This window comes from Acidovorax sp. SUPP950, from assembly GCF_030158935.1.
In the GTDB taxonomy this organism is placed as follows: domain Bacteria; phylum Pseudomonadota; class Gammaproteobacteria; order Burkholderiales; family Burkholderiaceae_C; genus Paracidovorax.
The window spans coordinates 1697314-1713958 of record NZ_BQXE01000001.1 but is presented as its reverse complement, the minus strand read 5'-3'; the positions used below and the strand labels follow the sequence as shown (position 1 = coordinate 1713958).

General features: G+C 68.5%; 19 protein-coding genes. 12 read left to right on the top strand and 7 right to left on the bottom strand.

The window, feature by feature from the left end; genetic code table 11:
• Positions 1-60: 60 nt before the first annotated feature.
• Positions 61-783, bottom strand: a complete 723-nt coding sequence (locus AVME950_RS07965) for a ComF family protein (RefSeq protein ID WP_284429364.1) — start codon at positions 781-783, stop codon at positions 61-63.
• Positions 784-820: 37 nt separating this feature from the next.
• Between AVME950_RS07965 and AVME950_RS07960 the strand changes: the two genes are divergently transcribed.
• From AVME950_RS07960 to AVME950_RS07930, 7 genes are all read left to right on the top strand, one after another.
• Positions 821-1726, top strand: coding sequence for a methyltransferase domain-containing protein (locus AVME950_RS07960; RefSeq protein WP_284429363.1), 906 nt, complete (start codon positions 821-823; stop codon positions 1724-1726).
• 489 nt (positions 1727-2215) lie between these two features.
• Complete coding sequence (gene coxB / locus AVME950_RS07955; protein ID WP_272565032.1) at positions 2216-3385, top strand: cytochrome c oxidase subunit II; 1170 nt, start codon at positions 2216-2218, stop codon at positions 3383-3385.
• Between the two features lie 33 nt (positions 3386-3418).
• Positions 3419-5059: a cytochrome c oxidase subunit I gene (gene ctaD, locus AVME950_RS07950; RefSeq protein ID WP_272549039.1), complete on the top strand. Its 1641-nt coding sequence runs from the start codon at positions 3419-3421 to the stop codon at positions 5057-5059.
• Between the two features lie 13 nt (positions 5060-5072).
• Positions 5073-5183, top strand: a complete 111-nt coding sequence (locus AVME950_RS07945) for a cytochrome oxidase small assembly protein (RefSeq protein WP_272549038.1) — start codon at positions 5073-5075, stop codon at positions 5181-5183.
• A gap of 21 nt (positions 5184-5204) precedes the next feature.
• A complete protein-coding gene (locus AVME950_RS07940; RefSeq protein WP_372588226.1) occupies positions 5205-5828 on the top strand; it encodes a cytochrome c oxidase assembly protein in 624 nt (207 codons plus the stop codon).
• Positions 5825-6043: a DUF2970 domain-containing protein gene (locus AVME950_RS07935; protein WP_284429362.1), complete on the top strand. Its 219-nt coding sequence runs from the start codon at positions 5825-5827 to the stop codon at positions 6041-6043. Before AVME950_RS07940 ends, AVME950_RS07935 begins: the two co-directional genes overlap by 4 nt.
• 51 nt (positions 6044-6094) lie before the next feature.
• The gene (locus AVME950_RS07930; protein WP_284429361.1) at positions 6095-6976 is read left to right on the top strand and encodes a cytochrome c oxidase subunit 3; all 882 of its coding nucleotides are present in this window, start codon (positions 6095-6097) and stop codon (positions 6974-6976) included.
• A 111-nt stretch (positions 6977-7087) separates the two neighbouring features.
• Here AVME950_RS07930 and AVME950_RS07925 read toward each other — a convergent pair whose 3' ends face one another.
• Positions 7088-7318, bottom strand: coding sequence for a twin transmembrane helix small protein (locus AVME950_RS07925; RefSeq protein WP_272549034.1), 231 nt, complete (start codon positions 7316-7318; stop codon positions 7088-7090).
• Between the two features lie 6 nt (positions 7319-7324).
• Here AVME950_RS07925 and AVME950_RS07920 point away from each other — a divergent pair, with 6 nt between their 5' ends.
• The 5 genes from AVME950_RS07920 to AVME950_RS07900 are packed head-to-tail and all read left to right on the top strand — an operon-like array spanning position 7325 to position 11513.
• The gene (locus AVME950_RS07920) at positions 7325-8095 is read left to right on the top strand and encodes an SURF1 family protein (protein WP_284429360.1); all 771 of its coding nucleotides are present in this window, start codon (positions 7325-7327) and stop codon (positions 8093-8095) included.
• The gene (locus tag AVME950_RS07915; RefSeq protein WP_284429359.1) at positions 8037-8786 is read left to right on the top strand and encodes an SCO family protein; all 750 of its coding nucleotides are present in this window, start codon (positions 8037-8039) and stop codon (positions 8784-8786) included. The genes AVME950_RS07920 and AVME950_RS07915 overlap by 59 nt, the downstream gene beginning before the upstream one ends.
• A complete protein-coding gene (locus tag AVME950_RS07910; protein WP_284429594.1) occupies positions 8786-9991 on the top strand; it encodes a COX15/CtaA family protein in 1206 nt (401 codons plus the stop codon). The genes AVME950_RS07915 and AVME950_RS07910 overlap by 1 nt, the downstream gene beginning before the upstream one ends.
• A complete protein-coding gene (gene cyoE, locus AVME950_RS07905; RefSeq protein ID WP_284408102.1) occupies positions 9988-10899 on the top strand; it encodes a heme o synthase in 912 nt (303 codons plus the stop codon). The genes AVME950_RS07910 and cyoE overlap by 4 nt, the downstream gene beginning before the upstream one ends.
• 5 nt (positions 10900-10904) lie before the next feature.
• Positions 10905-11513, top strand: a complete 609-nt coding sequence (locus AVME950_RS07900) for an SCO family protein (protein WP_284429358.1) — start codon at positions 10905-10907, stop codon at positions 11511-11513.
• On the opposite strand, the gene AVME950_RS07895 is transcribed toward AVME950_RS07900, so the two are convergent.
• From AVME950_RS07895 to ftsY, 5 genes are all read right to left on the bottom strand, one after another.
• Complete coding sequence (locus AVME950_RS07895) at positions 11453-12325, bottom strand: Crp/Fnr family transcriptional regulator (RefSeq protein WP_284429357.1); 873 nt, start codon at positions 12323-12325, stop codon at positions 11453-11455. The genes AVME950_RS07900 and AVME950_RS07895 overlap by 61 nt on opposite strands.
• Before the next feature lie 94 nt (positions 12326-12419).
• The gene (locus tag AVME950_RS07890) at positions 12420-12800 is read right to left on the bottom strand and encodes an oxidoreductase (RefSeq protein WP_284429356.1); all 381 of its coding nucleotides are present in this window, start codon (positions 12798-12800) and stop codon (positions 12420-12422) included.
• Between the two features lie 109 nt (positions 12801-12909).
• Positions 12910-13926 carry a Bug family tripartite tricarboxylate transporter substrate binding protein gene (locus AVME950_RS07885; RefSeq protein ID WP_272565020.1) on the bottom strand — a complete coding sequence of 339 codons (1017 nt, stop codon included), beginning with the start codon at positions 13924-13926 and terminating at the stop codon, positions 12910-12912.
• A 132-nt stretch (positions 13927-14058) separates the two neighbouring features.
• Positions 14059-15000, bottom strand: coding sequence for an RNA polymerase sigma factor RpoH (rpoH, locus tag AVME950_RS07880; protein ID WP_284429355.1), 942 nt, complete (start codon positions 14998-15000; stop codon positions 14059-14061).
• Positions 15001-15283: 283 nt separating this feature from the next.
• A complete protein-coding gene (ftsY, locus tag AVME950_RS07875; RefSeq protein WP_502869385.1) occupies positions 15284-16351 on the bottom strand; it encodes a signal recognition particle-docking protein FtsY in 1068 nt (355 codons plus the stop codon).
• Between the last annotated feature and the right edge of the window lie 294 nt (positions 16352-16645).

Here is a 16645-nt window from a genome sequence, read left to right as displayed (position 1 = left end):
CGCCGCACCCGGCGCGAAAGCTCGTAAACAAACGTATCCAGGCCCGGTGATCGGCCCGGGTCAGGGACTATCGGTGCGGGCGACCACCACCGCGGTGATGTGCGCGGCGCCGGCCTCGCGCAGCACCCGCGCCGCCGCGTGCAGCGTGGCGCCTGTGGTCATCACGTCGTCCACCAGAACCACCCGGCGGCCCGCGATGCGCGCGGCGCGCGCGGGCTCCAGCGCGAACGCGCCGCGCAGGTTGCGCAGCCGGTCCTTGCGCGGCAAGCCGCTCTGCGCCTCGGTGGCGCGGGTGCGCAGCAGGCTGGCGGCATCCGCCTTCGCCGGCGACAAGGCACGCGCCAGCAGCGCGGCCTGGTTGAAGCCGCGCTCTTTCATCCGCTCGCGCGACAGGGGAATGGGCAGCAGGCAGTAGGCCGCTTCCACGGCCGGTTCCACCCAGGGCGTGCTGCGAAGCAGGGTGGCCAGCGACGGCGCCCAGCCGGGGTCGGCCCGGAACTTGAAATCGGCCAGCGCCTGCGCCCAGGGGTAGCCGTAGTCCACCGCGGCAAGGCAGGCGTCCAGCGGCGGCGGGTCGGTAAGGCAGCGCCCGCAGCGCGCCACGCCCGCCGGCACGGGCAGGGCGCAGGTCGCGCAGCGCGGCTGCGGCTGTGCGAAGCGGGTGGCGCAGGCATCGCAGACGCGCCGCGCGGGCCAGGCATGGCAGACGGCGCATTGGCTGGGCACGGCACCCAGGGCCGCGCCCAGCCAGTGCGATATCCCTGCAAGCTGCCTGTGGAGCATCGACTCAATATACTCGCCGCGACCCCGTTCCCCCACGATGCCAGAGCACCTTCCCCCCACCATCGACCCGCCCGCCGCGGCCCGCTGGCATGCCGCCGCCCCCGCCAGCTCCCCCTGGCTGCACGAGGAGGTGGCCCGGCGCATGGACGACCGGCTCCAGTGGATCCGCCAGGCCCCGGCCGCCTGGTGTGACTGGGATCCGGTGCGCGGTGGCCTGCAGGCCCATGCCCTGGTGCGCCAGCGTTACCCCCAGGCCGCCTGCCAGGTGGCGGAAACCGCGGTGCGCCGCCAGCCGGTGGCCGAGCAGGCATTGGGCGCGGCATGGTGGAGCCCTTCGCGCTGGGGTGGGCGTGCTCCGAAGTTCGGCCTGCCGGCGGACGGCAGCGTCAACATGGTGTGGTCCAACATGGCGCTGCACACGGCCGCCGACCCGCAGCGGCTGATCGGCCAGTGGCACCGGGCACTCGCCGTGGACGGCTATCTCATGTTCTCCTGCCTGGGCCCCGACACCGTGCGCGAACTGCATGCCGTCTACGCCGAACTGGGCTGGCCGCCCGCCGGCCATGCCATGACGGACATGCACGACTGGGGCGACATGCTGGTGCAGGCCGGGTTCGCCGAACCGGTGATGGACATGGAACGCATCCGGCTGACCTTCGCCACCCCGGCCCGGCTGCTGCAGGAGTTGCGCGAACTGGGCTGCAACCTGCACCCGGCGCGCTTTCCCGCGCTGCGCGGGCGGCGCTGGCGCGAGCGCCTGGAACAGGCGCTGGCCGACCGCCTGGCCGACCCCAACGAGGGCGGCCAGCTGGCGCTGACCTTCGAGATCGTCTATGGCCACGCCTTCAAGCCGGCGCCACGGTTGCGGGTGAGCGAGAGCAGCGCCGTGTCGCTGCAGGACATGCGCGCCATGCTGCAGGGGGCGAGAAAGCCGGGCGCCTGAGGGTGTTTTCCCGGGGGCAGGGCCCCCATGATCCGTCGCAACAGCAGGCTACAATTCTTGGCGGTGCTGTTCCGGAACTTCTGCTGCGCGGTGCGATCCCTGCGGCCCCGCCGGGAGGCCGCCTGTCGGCGGCAGGCTCAGCGGTCGGCGCGAAACCTTCCAACCTTCTCATGGTTTGTACGGGGCTGTGCAGCGGATGTCGCCGCGGGCCTTGCAATCGGACCACGGGAACGGCATGCTGCACGGTGCAGGGCACGCGCCAACCCGCGCGGGCCTTGAAGGTCAGGAGACAAAAAGCGAAGCACCGCCGGTGCTCCGCATCGATGAAACCGGGTTCATGTGGAACCCAGCCGCGCTGAAGGGTTCGGGCATTGCGCCCCAAGGCCCGGGCACGGTCTGGATGTTGGAATTCGCATGGCTTTGTGCGCCGCCCCGACCCCACGCGGGGGCGCCCAGGGATTGGTTAATTGAGGCTTAGAAGTGAGAACTATGAAGAGCATTTCCAACAAGCTGGCTTCTTTGCTGCTGATGGCGGGTGCATGGGTGGGCACCGCAGCCCACGCCGTGCAGGATCTTCCCGGTGGCCCGGCCGTCAACCAATTGAACCTGGCGCCTCCGGTCACCCGCATCGCCGAGGAGCAGCAGTTCCTGCACTGGATGATGCTCATCATCTGCACGGTGATCTTCATCGCCGTGTTCGCGGTGATGTTCTATTCGATCTGGAAGCACCGCAAGTCGCGCGGTGTCAAACCGGCCAATTTCCATGAGTCCGTGACCGTCGAGGTCATCTGGACCATCGTGCCCTTCATCATCGTGATCCTCATGGCGCTGCCCGCCACCAAGGTGCTCGTGGCGCAAAAGGACACCACCAACGCCGACCTGACCATCAAGGTCACCGGCTACCAGTGGAAGTGGGGCTACGACTACATCACCGGCGAAGGCCAGGGCCTGGCCTACATCTCCACGCTCGACAGCAGCCACCGCCGCATGTCCGACAGCGGCAACGTGAGCAACGCGCCGGCCGACTACCTGCTCAAGGTGGACAACCCCCTGGTGGTGCCCGTGGGCAAGAAGGTGCGCGTGATCACCACCGCCAACGACGTGATCCACTCGTTCATGGTGCCGGCCTTCGGCATCAAGCAGGATGCGATCCCCGGCTTCGTGCGCGATACCTGGTTCCGCGCCGACAAGGTGGGCGACTACTACGGCCAGTGCGCCGAGCTGTGCGGAAAGGAGCACGCCTACATGCCCATCCACGTGAAGGTCGTGTCTGCCGCCGACTACACCCAGTGGGTGGCGGGCGAGAAGAAGAAGGCCGCGGCCAAGCTGGACGACCCGAGCAAGGTGTGGACGCTGCAGGACATCCTGCCGCGCGGCGAGAAGGTCTATGCCGCCAACTGCGCGGCCTGCCACCAGGCCAACGGCAAGGGCGCGGGCCCCATCAAGCCGCTGGACGGCTCCGCCATCGTCAAGAGCGACGACCACACCCAGCAGATCCACATCGTGCTCAAGGGCGCCGCCAACGGCGCGATGCCCTCCTGGGCGCAGTTGAGCGATACCGATCTGGCGGCCGTGGTGAGCTACACCAAGAACGCCTGGTCCAACAAGACGGGGCAGATCGTGCAGCCGTCCGAGATCCTGGCCCAGCGTGGCAAATAGCCACCCACGCCCCAACGCACTGAGGAATCCAAGATGAGCGCAGTTCTCGACAACCACGGTCACGCGGGCGGCCACGCACACGACAGCCACGGCGATCACCACCACCACGGCCCGACGGGCTGGCGGCGCTGGGTGTTCGCGACCAACCACAAGGACATCGGCACGCTGTACCTGCTGTTCTCGTTCACCATGCTGATGGTGGGCGGCATTCTGGCGCTGCTGATCCGCGCCGAGCTGTTCAAGCCTGGCCTGCAGTTGGTGAACCCCGAGCTGTTCAACCAGCTCACCACCATGCACGGCCTGATCATGGTGTTCGGCGCCATCATGCCGGCGTTCGTGGGCTTCGCGAACTGGATGATTCCGCTGCAGATCGGCGCATCCGACATGGCCTTCGCGCGCATGAACAACTTCAGCTTCTGGCTGATGATCCCGGCGGCCATCATGCTGGTGACCTCGTTCCTCATGCCTGGCGGTGCGCCGGCGGCGGGTTGGACGCTGTATGCGCCGCTCACGCTGCAGATGGGCCCGTCGATGGATGCCGGCATCTTCGCGATGCACATCCTGGGGGCCTCGTCCATCATGGGCTCGATCAACATCATCGTGACCATCCTGAACATGCGCGCCCCCGGCATGACCCTGATGAAGATGCCGATGTTCGCCTGGACCTGGCTCATCACCGCCTACCTGCTGATCGCCGTGATGCCCGTGCTGGCCGGCGCCATCACCATGACGCTGACCGACCGCCATTTCGGCACCAGCTTCTTCAACCCCGCCGGCGGCGGCGATCCAGTGATGTACCAGCACATCTTCTGGTTCTTCGGCCACCCTGAGGTGTACATCATGATCCTGCCGGCCTTCGGCATCATCAGCCAGATCGTGCCGGCGTTCTCGCGCAAGCGGCTGTTCGGCTATGCCTCCATGGTGTATGCCACCTCTTCCATCGCCATCCTGTCGTTCATCGTGTGGGCTCACCACATGTTCACGACCGGCATGCCCGTGACCGGCCAGCTGTTCTTCATGTACGCCACCATGCTGATCTCGGTGCCCACGGCCGTGAAGATCTTCAACTGGATCGCCACCATGTGGCGTGGCTCCATGACGTTCGAGACCCCGATGCTGTTCGCCGTGGGCTTCATCTTCGTGTTCACCATGGGCGGCTTCACCGGGCTGATTCTGTCGATGGCTCCCATCGACATCCAGCTGCAGGACACCTACTACGTGGTGGCCCACTTCCACTACGTGCTGGTGGCCGGCTCGCTGTTCTCCATGTTCGCCGCGTACTACTACTGGGCGCCGAAGTGGACCGGCGTGATGTACAGCGAAACCCGGGGCCGCATCCACTTCTGGGGCTCGCTCATCACGTTCAACGTGACGTTCTTCCCCATGCACTTCCTGGGACTGGCCGGCATGCCGCGCCGCTATGCCGACTACCCCATGCAGTTCGCCGACTTCAACATGCTGGCCTCCATCGGCGCATTCGGCTTCGGCCTGATGCAGGTGTACTTCTTCCTGTTCATCGTGGTGCCCGCGATGCGCGGCAAGGGCGAAGTGGCGCCGCAGCGCCCGTGGGAAGGGGCCGAGGGCCTCGAATGGGAAGTGCCTTCGCCGGCGCCTTTCCACACGTACGAGACGCCTCCGAAGCTGGACGCCTCGGCCACCCGCGTGATCGGCTGAGGAGGGCCTGGCAATGACCCCCGAGCAAAAGAAGTCCAACCGGCGCATGGCGCTGATCCTGGCCTCGGTGGCCGTGGCCTTCTTCGTCGGCTTCATGGTCAAGATGGCCTGGCTGGCCCGCTGAAAGCCTGGACGCGCCATGGGCATGTTCCGCACTGAAAACGCCAAGATGGTGGGCAAGCTGGCCGTGATCTCGGTCGGCATGTTCGCCTTCGGCTACGTGCTCATTCCCATCTACAAGCACATCTGCGAGATGACCGGCATCAACATCCTGTCGCTGTCCGAGCGGCAGGTGCCGGGCAACGGGGTGGCGGGACGCGATGTGAAGGTGCCCGCGAACACGCAGGTGGACAAGAGCCGTACCATCACCGTGGAGTTCGATGCGAACGCGCGCGGCCCGTGGGACTTCAAGCCCGCGCAGCGCTCACTGCAGGTGCACCCGGGCGAGCTGGCCACGGTGATGTACGAGTTCCAGAACGTGCAGAACCGCCGCATGGCCGCTCAGGCCATCCCGAGCTACGCACCGCGGCAGGCGGCCGCGCACTTCAACAAGCTCGAGTGCTTCTGCTTCAACCAGTATGTGCTGGAGCCGGGCGAAAAAAAGCAATGGCCCGTGGCGTTCGTGATCGACCCGCGCCTGTCCAAGGACGTGACCACCATCACCCTGTCCTATACCTTCTTCGAGGTGGGCGGCAAGACGCCGCCCGCGCCCACCGAGCCCACGGCCGCGCTGCCCGCCGGCGTGGTGCCGCAGGGGGCCGGATCGTGAGCCCGCGCACCCCCGGCGAATCGCCGGCGCGCCGCAAGGGCTCGCTGCTGCGCACCGTGCGGGCGGTGGCGTGGTCGTTCATCGGCCTGCGCAAGGGCTCGGAATACCAGCAGGACGTGGAGCGGCTGAACCCCATCCACATCATCGCCGTCGGCCTGGCCGCGGCGCTGCTGCTGGTGGTCGGGCTGATCGCGCTGGTCAACTGGGTCGTCTGATGGACGGCCGCAGCCCGACGGATAACAACGATTTGAGATTCAGGAGCTGACATGAGTGCATCTACCCCCGGCACGACCCCGTACTACTACGTGCCCGCCGAATCGCGCCATCCGGTGATGGCGGCGGCCGGCCTGTTCTTCGTGATCCTGGGCGCGGGCCAGTGGGTCAACGGCCATGACTGGGGCAAGTATTCGCTCGCCCTGGGCATGGTGTGGTGGCTGTTCGTGCTGTACCAGTGGTTCCGCGATTCCGTGCGCGAGAGCGAGGGCGGCCTGTACGGGCACAAGATCGATCTGTCCTACCGCTGGAGCATGAGCTGGTTCATCTTCTCGGAGGTGATGTTCTTCGGCGCCTTCTTCACCGCTCTGTGGTGGGCGCGCTCCCATTCGGTGCCGGCCCTGGGCAGCCTGGACAACGCGCTGCTGTGGCCCGACTTCAAGGCCGTGTGGCCCAGCATGGCGGCGGGCATGACCGCATCGCCCGCCGGCATCGTGGAGCCCTTCCAGACGGTCGGCCCGTTCTGGCTGCCCACGATCAACACGGCGCTGCTGCTGACCTCCGGCGTCACGCTGACCATCGCGCACCATGCGCTGCGCGAAAACCACCGCGGCAAGACCATCGCCTTCATGTGGGCCACCGTGCTGCTGGGCATCGTCTTCCTGTGCGTGCAGGGCTACGAGTACTACCACCTGTACACCGACCTGAACCTCAAGCTCAGCTCCGGCGTCTTCGGCTCCACCTTCTTCATGCTGACGGGCTTTCACGGCTTTCACGTGTTCGTGGGCATGCTGATGCTGCTGTTCATCACGCTGCGCCTGCAAAAGGGCCACTTCACGCCGGAAAAGCACTTCGGCTTCGAGGGCGCCGCCTGGTACTGGCACTTCGTGGACGTGGTGTGGCTGGGCCTGTACGTGCTGGTCTATTGGCTGTAATCCAGGCCCCTCGGCGGCCCGACGAAAAAAGCGCCGCAGGGCGCTTTTTTTGCGGCGGTGCTCCGGTGCCCGCCGCGGCCCGTGGGCCATGCCGGACGGACCGGGTGGCGCTCAGCGCGTGGCCGGGAGTCCTGTGGGCTGGATGTAGCCCAGCTTCCAGGCGGCCAGCAGGCACAGGAAGAGCAGAATCGACAGCCCCACGCGGACGGCGAGCGCGCGGGCCATGTGGCCGCTGCGGGCTTTGTCGTTGCGGCCGTTGCGCATCATGAAGAACAGCGCGGAACCGAGGCTCGCCAGAATGGCCAGGAAGGCCAGCACCACCACGTATTTCATGGAGCGCATTATCCCGTGACATCTGCAAGACGCCGATTGGGCCTGCAATTTTGGCTGGTCAGCCTGGCCGCTGTGCTGGCCATGGCCGCGACCGCGTCGCTCGGGCGCTGGCAGCTGTCCCGCGCGGCGCAGAAGGAAGCCTTGCAAGCCGCCATCGACGCGCGTTCGGCCCGGCCGCCATTGGAGGGCGCCACGCTCGCGGCCCTGCCTGCGGCCACGGGGCCGGACGACCCGCTGGTGCACCGCCGCATCGTGCTGCGCGGCCGCTGGCTGTCCGCCCACACCGTTTTCCTGGACAACCGGCAGATGCAGGGCCGGCCGGGGTTCTTCGTGCTCACGCCGCTGCAATTGCAGGGCAGCGCCACCAGCGTGCTGGTGCAGCGCGGCTGGGTGCCGCGCAATTTCCAGGACCGCACCCAGTTGCCCCAGATCCCCGCGCCGGTGGGCTACACCGAGGTGGAAGGCCGCATCGCGGCGGCGCCATCGCGGCTGTACGAAGTTGGCGCTACCGGCAGCGCCGAGGGGTCTTCCCGCATCCGGCAAAATCTCGACCTGGCAGCCTATCGCGGCGAGACCGGCCTGGCCCTGGCGCCACTCACCGTGCTGCAGACGGGGGGCGCGAGCGACGGGTTGCTGCGCGACTGGCCCGTCATCGACGCCGGGGTCGAAAAACACTACGGCTACGCCGTCCAATGGTTCGGGCTTTGCGGCCTGGTGGCAATCCTCTATGTCTGGTTCCAAATCGTCCGACGCTTCCTTCGCCCACGCCGCCAGCCTGCCGCCTGACGCGCCCCAGGGCGCCCACCCGCTGGGCCTCACGGTGCACAGCCTGCCGCCCGCGGGCGGGGCCATGGCGGCCGTGCAGCAGTCGCGCCAGGGGCGCTGGAAGATGCTGGGCATCCTGCTGGTATGCGCCGCACCCGTGGTGGCCTCGTATTTCACCTACTACGTGCTGCGGCCCGAAGGGCGGCGCAATTTCGGCGAACTCATCGCCCCCCAGCGCGCGATGCCGGCGGGCATGGCGACCACCGCTCTCGATGGCGCTCCCGGTCGGCTCGACCAGCTGCAGGGCCAGTGGCTGCTCGTGAGCGTGGCGCCCGGCGCCTGCGGCACCGCCTGCCAGAACCATCTGTACCTGCAGCGGCAGCTGCGCGAAAGCCTGGGCAAAGACAAGGACCGCATCGACTGGGTCTGGCTGGTGACCGATGGCGCCGCGCCGCCGCCCGAGATCCAGCCGGGCCTGCAAAAGGCCCAGGTGCTGCGGGTGGATGCGCAGGCGCTGTCCGCGTGGCTCGCGCCCGCCACCGGCCACGCGATCGAAGACCATCTCTACGTCGTCGATCCCATGGGCCACTGGATGCTGCGTTTTCCGGCGGGCCTGGACGCCGCCGGGGCCGCCAAGGCCAAGCGCGACCTGGAGCGGCTGATGCGCGCCTCGGCCTCGTGGGACCAGCCCGGCCGCACCGGAGCGCCATGATGCAGGACGCCCAGCCGCTGTACGACCTGGCCCCGCTCGCCCGCATGGTGCTGCTGGGCGCGGTGATCGCGCTCGGGCCGCTGGCCTGGGTGTGGCTGCGCAACCGCGGCACCTCGCGCGTGCGGCGCCTGCAGGCGCTCACCGTGCTGACCCTGTTCCTCACCTTCGATCTGGTGCTGTTCGGCGCCTTCACCCGGCTCACCGATTCGGGCCTGGGCTGCCCCGACTGGCCGGGCTGCTACGGCAACGCCAGCCCGCTGGGCGCGCATGCCGAAATCTCCGCCGCCCAGCAGGCCATGCCCACCGGCCCGGTCACGCACGGCAAGGCCTGGGTGGAGATGATCCACCGCTATCTGGCCAGCGGCGTGGGCATGCTCATCATCGTGCTCACCGTCGGCGCATGGTGGCAGCGGTCTCGCGCGGCCAGGCACCAGGGCCCGCCGCCCGCCCTGAGCCCCTGGTGGCCCACGGCGACGCTGGTGTGGGTGTGCCTGCAGGGCGCATTCGGTGCGCTCACGGTGACCATGAAGCTCTTTCCCGCCATCGTGACGCTGCACCTGATCGGCGGGCTGGTGCTGCTGGCGCTGCTGTGCGTGCAGGCCGTGCGCGAGACGCACGCCGCACGCGGCATCCTGCCCGTGGCGCTGGGCCGGGGCCTGCGGGGCCTGCTGGTGGCGACCACCGTGCTGCTGGCGGTGCAGATCGTGCTCGGCGGCTGGGTGAGCACCAACTATGCGGTGCTGGCCTGCACCACGTTCCCCACCTGCCAGGGCAGCTGGTGGCCCGACATGGCCTTCGGCCAGGGCTTCGAGATCTGGCGGCCGCTGGGCCTGCTGCAGGACGGCAGCCACATCACCTTCGCGGGCCTCACGGCCATCCACTATGCGCACCGGCTGGCGGCCTACGCCGTGCTGCTGGCCCTCGGCGTGCTGGCCTGGCGCCTGCATCGCGCCGCGCTGCTGCCGGCCCAGGCGCGCTGGATCGCGGGCCTGGCGCTGATGCAGTTCGCCACCGGCCTGTCCAACGTGGTGCTGGACTGGCCCCTCGTGGCCGCCGTGCTGCACACCGGCGGCGCCGCGGCCCTGGTCGTGGTCCTCACCTGGGCCCTGGCCGCCAGCCGCGCCGTGGGCGCCGCCCGTCCCCTGGCCGCCGCTGCCGGCGCACCGACAACCGCGCCCACGGGCGCAACGAGAATCTCCGCATGAGCGCTGCTCCCGCCACCTCCCCTCCGATCGCCAGCATGCCGTCGCGCGCGGCGCAGTTCTATGCGCTGACCAAGCCGCGCGTGGTCCAGCTGATCGTTTTCTGCGCCTTCATCGGCATGGTGCTGGCCGTGCCCGGCATGCCCAGCGGCGCGCAGTGGGCGCACATGGCCGTGGCCTGTGCGGGCATCTGGCTCGTGGCGGGTGCCGCCGCGGCATTCAACTGCATCGTGGAGCAGGGCATCGACGCGAAGATGAAGCGCACCGCCTGGCGGCCCACCGCCAAGGGCGAGCTGTCCAACACGCAGACGCTGCTGTTCTCGGCGGCGCTGTGCGCGGCGGGTTCATTAGTGCTCTACCGGTGGGTCAACCCACTCACCATGTGGCTCACCTTCGCCACCTTCGTCGGCTACGCGGTGGTGTACACGGTGATCCTCAAGCCGCTCACGCCGCAGAACATCGTGATCGGCGGCGCCTCGGGCGCCATGCCGCCGGTGCTGGGCTGGTCGGCCATGACGGGCGACGTGGCGCCCGAGGCGCTCATCCTGTTCCTCATCATCTTCCTGTGGACGCCGCCGCATTTCTGGGCCCTGGCGCTGTACCGCGTGGAGGACTATCGCAAGTCGGGCCTGCCCATGCTGCCCGTCACGCACGGCAACGAGTTCACGCGACTGCAGGTGTTCCTGTACACGCTGATCCTCTTCGCGGGCTGCCTCATGCCCTTCGTGTACGGCATGAGTTCCTGGATCTACCTGGCCGCCGCCGTGGTGCTCAGCCTGGGCTTTTGCGCCTATGGCTTTCGGCTGTGGCGCCGCTACTCCGATGCGCTCGCCCGCGAGACCTTCCGCTTTTCCCTCATCCACCTGAGCCTGCTGTTCGCCGCGCTACTGGTGGACCACTACGTGCTGTGATTGCCATGAACAAACGCGTTGCTCTTAAAAGAATCGCTGCCAGCGCTTTGCTGGTCAGCGCTGGTGGCCTGTTGGCGGCGTGCTCCAAGAAGGGCCCGGAGTTCAAGGGCGTGGACATCACCGGCGCCGACTATGCGAAGGACCTGCCCCTGCCCGACCACAACGGCCAGCCGCGCCACCTCAAGGACTTCGCGGGCAAGGTCGTGGTGGTGTTCTTCGGCTACACCCAGTGCCCCGACGTGTGCCCCACGTCCATGGTGGAACTGGCGGAGGTCAAGCGCTCGCTGGGCGCGGACGGCGACCGGCTCCAGGGCATCTTCGTCACCGTGGACCCGGAGCGCGACACGCCCGAGGTGCTCAAGGCCTACATGGCCAACTTTGACCCCACCTTCCTCGCGCTGCGTGGCAGCCCCGAGCAACTGGCCGCCGTGGCCAAGGACTTCAAGATCTACTACAAGAAGGTCGACGGCAAGACACCCACCAGCTACACCATGGACCACTCGGCCGGCAGCTACGTGTACGACCCCGCCGGCCGCCTGCGCGTGTACAACCGCTACGGCAGCGGTGCGCAAGCGTTGGCCGCCGATGTGCGGGCCCTGCTGAACGAGGGCTGAGGCGGCGGCGCGGCCGCATCGGCGTGCTTCACCACCGCCGCTGCGCACCAGGCAGCACCGGCCACCGGGCCGGACACCGGTTCTGCCATGCCGCGGGCCAGGGCCGCGAGGCGGGGCCGCACGATGGCGCAGTGCCAGCGGTCATGCCGGACCAGACCGCCCGTCTGGGCGATGTGCGCTAGCCCCCGGGCCACCGTCTCGCGCGTGGTGGCCAGCAGCGCGGCCAGCATCGCCTGCGTGGGCAGCCGCACCAGCGTGCTGCGCTGCAGATCGGCCAGCAACAGCAGGGCGCTTGCCAGGCGCGCCGTGGCCCCGCGCATGCGCAGCAGCCCCGACCAGTCCGCAAGCTGTGCCTGCGCCCGCGCGTTCTCGCGCGACAGCGCCTCCAGCCAGCTCAGTGCCGCGGCGCCGTGGTGGACCGAGCGCAGCGCTTCTGCAGACACTTCGCACAGCCGGCCCTCGCCCAGGGCCGTGCCCGACAGCTCCGCAGGCGCCGCGAACAGCGCCGTCGTGCCCAGGGCATGGCCGCAGCCCGCCAGGCCCACGGGCCGGTCGATGCCTTCGGCGCCCCGGCGGTGCAGCAGCACCGTACCGACCTTGAGGATCTGCAGCACCGGCGCGGACTGGCCTTGGCGCACCAGCGTTTCGCCCTTGCGAAAGCGCCGCTCCACCACGCGGCCCGCCATCTGCACCTCGCGCGGGGCCCGGCCGAGCAGGCAGTGCGAGCGGCCGGCGCAGGTGTGGCACGGAGGCAGGGGCGCGCCCTCTTTGGTCGGCGTGGCGCCGTGGGGCCGGGTGCGCAGACTCAGCACGAAAACGGCCTCCAGGGCATGATTTCTCCCGGCATATCGCTATAAAAATAATAGCAATTGCTTGCGATGGTGACGGACGGAGCGAACCGGGTGCTCAGGCGTAGGCCAGTTCGCCGTGGCGGCTTTCGATGCGCTGGCCGGCCGACAGCGACATCAGCAAAAGCGCGATGGTCTCGTGCAGGATGACCGTCTGCTGGTTGCCCGTGTCCACCATGTGCCGGCGCAGCGCGTCACGCACCGCCGGTTGGCCCGTCACATCGATCACGATGTCCGCGGCGCTGCCGTGCGCCGCCAGCAATCCCATGAAATCGGAGGTCACGGGCACGCCGTGGCTGCGCGCCAGCTCGATGCTGCGCAGGGAGAGGTTCAGGTCCGCCACCCCGAGCACGGAGACGAACGGCGCTGCCAGCAATTGCTGCAACAGCGGGGTGCCGGTGTGGCCGGCACCGATGACGAGGATGCGAAAGGGCTGCATGGCGTGCCTTGGAAATCACGAAGGCGCCAGTCTGCCGGCCACGGGCTCCGCGGGGCATGATCTGCATCAACATCGGTGGAGGCGCAGCGCACCCCACCGGGGCAGGGCGTCAGTCGGCCCGGATGCCCTGCGTGCGGATCACGCGGGCCATGAGCGCGGTGTCCGCCTGGATGCGGTTCGCCAGCCCCTGGGGCGAGGTCCCGGCCACCTGCCAGCCTTGCTGGAACAGCTTGGCCCGCACGTCGGGGCTGCGGGCGATGTCGGCGATCAGCGCCGACAGCCGCGCCTGCACGGCAGCGGGCATGGTGGCCGGTGCGGCGAATGCGTTCCAGATCTCCAGGTTCAGGTCCGGCACGCCGGCCTCCGCCAGGCTGGGCACGCCGGGCACGAGCGTGCTGCGACCGGCCGAGGTGACGCCGATGAGGCGCAGCTTGCCCGTGCGTTCCTGCGACAGGGCGAGCGCAGGCGGCAGCAGCGCCATCTGCAGCTGTCCGCCCAGCATGCCCGTGGCCACCTGCGGGTAGCCGGGGTAGGGCACATGCACTGGCGCGATGCCGGCGCGGGCCTTGAGCAGTTCCGTACCCAGGTGGCCCACCGTTCCCACGCCCGGTGTGCCGTAGCTCCAGCGGCTGCCGGCCTGCCGCGCCGCTGCGAGAAACGCGCGCGCATCGGCATGGGCCGGCACGTCCGGCTGCGAGGCCGGGGCGGTCAGCACCAGCGGCGAAGTGCCCACCAGGCTCAGCGGCGCGAGGTCCTTCTGCGGGTCGTAGGGCACGGCCGGGTTGAGCAGCTTGGCGATGGTCAGGTTGCCGTTGATGAACAGGCCGATGGTGTGGCCATCGGTCGCCTTGGCCACCGCATCGGCGCCGATGTTGCCGCCCGCGCCCACCTTGTTTTCCACGATCACCGGATGGCCCAACGCCTGCGCCAGCGGCTCGGAGAACGTGCGCGCCGTCAGGTCCGGCGACGATCCCGGCGGAAAGCCCACGATGATGCGCAGCGGCTTGCTCGGCCACCCCGGCGTCGCCAGTGCGCCGGGTGCCGATTGGGCCGTGGCCGTGCCCAGAGCGCCAGCGAGCGAAAGGGCCACCATCAGCGTGCGGCGTCGAACGGCAGGAAAAGTCATGGGGGTCGTGTCCTTGGAGATCGGGGGCACCGGCAGCCGGCGCACCCATGAAAAAAGCGCGCAATCCGCAGGGGATTGCGCGCTCGGGATTATCGCCATGCCAGCCGCCTGCGAAGGCGGGTGGCCAGCCGGTCAAGCGTACTCGACCAGGGCCTTTTTCATCTTCTTCATCGCGGCCACTTCAATCTGGCGGATGCGTTCGGCGCTCACGCCGTACACGGCGGCCAGCTCGTGCAGCGTCATGCCGCCGGAGCCGTCGTCGTTCACCTTGAGCCAGCGCTCTTCCACGATGCGGCGGCTGCGATCGTCCAGGCCCGAGAGGGCGGCGGCGATGCCGTCGGTGGCCAGGGCATCGCGCTGGCGCGATTCGATCATGGCGGTGGGCTCGTGGGCACCATCGGCCAGGTAGGCGATGGGGCCGTAGGCCTGTTCGCCGTCGTCGGAGGGCGAGGGGTCCAGCATCACGTCACCGCCCGACAGGCGGGTTTCCATCTCGATGACCTCTTCGCGCTTGACGTTCAAGTGCTGCGCCACCGCATCGATTTCGCGCTCGGAGAGCGTGTCGCGGTGGGTGGCTGCATCGGCGGCGGCCGCATCGGCCTTGAGGCCCTGCTTCATCGAGCGCAGGTTGAAGAACAGCTTGCGCTGCGACTTCGTCGTGGCCACCTTGACCATGCGCCAGTTCTTCAGGATGTACTCGTGAATTTCGGCCTTGATCCAGTGCATGGCGTAGCTCACCAGGCGCACGTTCTGATCGGGGTCGAAACGCTTGACGGCCTTCATCAGGCCCACGTTGCCTTCCTGGATCAGGTCGCCGTGGGGCAGGCCGTAGCCGAGGTACTGGCGGGCGATGGAGACCACCAGACGCAGGTGCGACATCACCATGCGGCCAGCGGCATCCACGTCGTTGTTGTCCTTGAGCTGGCGCGCGTATGTGCGCTCCTCTTCCGCCGTGAGCAGCGGAAGGCGGTTCACCGCCGAGATGTAGGCGTCCAGATTGCCCAAGGGGGGGATGAGCGCCCAAGGATTGGCGGGAGCCAGAGCGGTGGCTGCGGTTCCAGATTGAAGCGTCATTCCAGAGATCCTTTCTTCCATGACATTCATGTTAGCACTCCATATGAGGGAGTGCTAAGGGACTAGTTCCCGCACCGGCGTAGGACGTGGGAGATGCGTTATTGTCGGAAAAAAGGGCGTCAGCGCAGCAATTTAAAGGGTGTGGTGCTATTGAATTGGTAGCGAAAAAATCCAAAAACTTCGTTTTGTGAACAATCAATTCACTGGATGGCACCAATCCGTCCCGGTCGCCCAGCCCCCCGGCACACGTGGCAAGAGGCTTCGGACTCCATTTGCCGGTCGGTCAAGTCAGCAAAGCTTGCGCGAATTCCTTGGCGTTGAAGGTTTCCAGGTCTTCCAGCTTCTCGCCTACGCCGATGAAGTACACCGGAATGGGGCGTTCCTGCGCGATGGCAGCCAGCACGCCGCCCTTGGCCGTGCCGTCGAGCTTGGTCACGATGAGACCGGTCAGCTGCAGCGCATCGTCGAAGGAGCGCACTTGGGCCAGTGCGTTCTGTCCCGTGTTGCCATCGATCACCAGCAGCACCTCGTGCGGCGCCGTCGCATCCGCCTTGGTGACCACGCGCTTGATTTTCTGCAGCTCCTGCATCAGGTGCAGTTGCGTCGGCAGGCGCCCGGCGGTATCGACCAGCACCACGTCCTTGCCGCGCGCCTTGCCGGCGGTGACGGCGTCGAAGCTCACCGCCGCAGGATCGCCGCCGTCCTGGCTCACGATCTCGACCGTGTTGCGGTCAGCCCAGACGCCGAGCTGCTCGCGCGCCGCCGCCCGGAAGGTGTCGGCCGCGGCCAGCAGAACCGCCGCGCCCTCGTTGGCCAGGTGCTTGGTCAGCTTGCCGATGGAGGTCGTCTTGCCCGCGCCGTTGACCCCCGCCACCATGATCACGGTGGGCGTGTAGCGGCCGATGACCAGCGATTTCTCCAGAGGCCGCAGAAGATCGGCCAGGGCCTCGGCCAGCAGGGCCTTCACGGCGGCCGGATCGGTGGTCTTGGTGTCCTTGACGCGGCGCTTGAGGTCGTCCAGCAGGTGCTGCGTGGCCTTCACGCCGGTGTCGGCCATCAGCAGGGCCTCTTCCAGCTCTTCGTACAGCGCGTCGTTGATCTGGGTGCCGGTGAAGACCGTGGCGATGCTGCTGCCGGTCTTGCGCAGGCCGTTCTTCAGGCGGTCCATCCAGCCCTTGCGCTCGGCGGGAGCGGGCTGCACGGGCGGCGCGGCCGGGGTGGGCATCGCCGGTGGTGGGACCGGCACGGCGGGCACCGCCGCCGGGGCATGCACGGGCGGCACGACGGGCGTGGAAACAGGCGCAGGAACACGCGCCACTGTGGGGGCCGCCGGGGCCGGCACGGGTGCCATCACAGGGGCAGCCACGGGGGGCGTGATGGGTGCGGGAGAGGGGGGTGTAACCGCAGCCGGTGCGGGTGCCGTGGGTGCCACGGGTGCCGCAGGCGCGATGGGTGCGATGGGCGCGGGCGCCGCGACCGGGGCTGGCGGCTGCACCGGGGCATCGACAACGGGCGGGGGCGCCACCGGCACCTCCACCGGCGCCTTGGCGAACGGGTTCTTCAGCCACCCGAAACCCCCGGAGGCCGCAGGGGCACTCGAAGGGGCTGCGGAGGGCGGCGAGAGCGCGTCGGCGGCGGGCGTTGC

What these genes read in the sequence shown, in the direction of transcription:
- AVME950_RS07965 (WP_284429364.1), bottom strand. Translation starts at nt 783, where the DNA reads ATGCTCCACAGGCAGCTTGCAGGGATATCGCACTGGCTGGGCGCGGCC.
- AVME950_RS07960 (WP_284429363.1), top strand. Translation starts at nt 821, where the DNA reads ATGCCAGAGCACCTTCCCCCCACCATCGACCCGCCCGCCGCGGCCCGC.
- coxB (WP_272565032.1), top strand. Translation starts at nt 2,216, where the DNA reads ATGAAGAGCATTTCCAACAAGCTGGCTTCTTTGCTGCTGATGGCGGGT.
- ctaD (WP_272549039.1), top strand. Translation starts at nt 3,419, where the DNA reads ATGAGCGCAGTTCTCGACAACCACGGTCACGCGGGCGGCCACGCACAC.
- AVME950_RS07945 (WP_272549038.1), top strand. Translation starts at nt 5,073, where the DNA reads ATGACCCCCGAGCAAAAGAAGTCCAACCGGCGCATGGCGCTGATCCTG.
- AVME950_RS07940 (WP_372588226.1), top strand. Translation starts at nt 5,205, where the DNA reads ATGTTCCGCACTGAAAACGCCAAGATGGTGGGCAAGCTGGCCGTGATC.
- AVME950_RS07930 (WP_284429361.1), top strand. Translation starts at nt 6,095, where the DNA reads ATGAGTGCATCTACCCCCGGCACGACCCCGTACTACTACGTGCCCGCC.
- AVME950_RS07925 (WP_272549034.1), bottom strand. Translation starts at nt 7,318, where the DNA reads ATGCGCTCCATGAAATACGTGGTGGTGCTGGCCTTCCTGGCCATTCTG.
- AVME950_RS07915 (WP_284429359.1), top strand. Translation starts at nt 8,037, where the DNA reads ATGTCTGGTTCCAAATCGTCCGACGCTTCCTTCGCCCACGCCGCCAGC.
- AVME950_RS07910 (WP_284429594.1), top strand. Translation starts at nt 8,786, where the DNA reads ATGCAGGACGCCCAGCCGCTGTACGACCTGGCCCCGCTCGCCCGCATG.
- cyoE (WP_284408102.1), top strand. Translation starts at nt 9,988, where the DNA reads ATGAGCGCTGCTCCCGCCACCTCCCCTCCGATCGCCAGCATGCCGTCG.
- AVME950_RS07900 (WP_284429358.1), top strand. Translation starts at nt 10,905, where the DNA reads ATGAACAAACGCGTTGCTCTTAAAAGAATCGCTGCCAGCGCTTTGCTG.
- AVME950_RS07890 (WP_284429356.1), bottom strand. Translation starts at nt 12,800, where the DNA reads ATGCAGCCCTTTCGCATCCTCGTCATCGGTGCCGGCCACACCGGCACC.
- AVME950_RS07885 (WP_272565020.1), bottom strand. Translation starts at nt 13,926, where the DNA reads ATGACTTTTCCTGCCGTTCGACGCCGCACGCTGATGGTGGCCCTTTCG.
- rpoH (WP_284429355.1), bottom strand. Translation starts at nt 15,000, where the DNA reads ATGACGCTTCAATCTGGAACCGCAGCCACCGCTCTGGCTCCCGCCAAT.
- ftsY (WP_502869385.1), bottom strand. Translation starts at nt 16,351, where the DNA reads ATGGCACCCGTGCCGGCCCCGGCGGCCCCCACAGTGGCGCGTGTTCCT.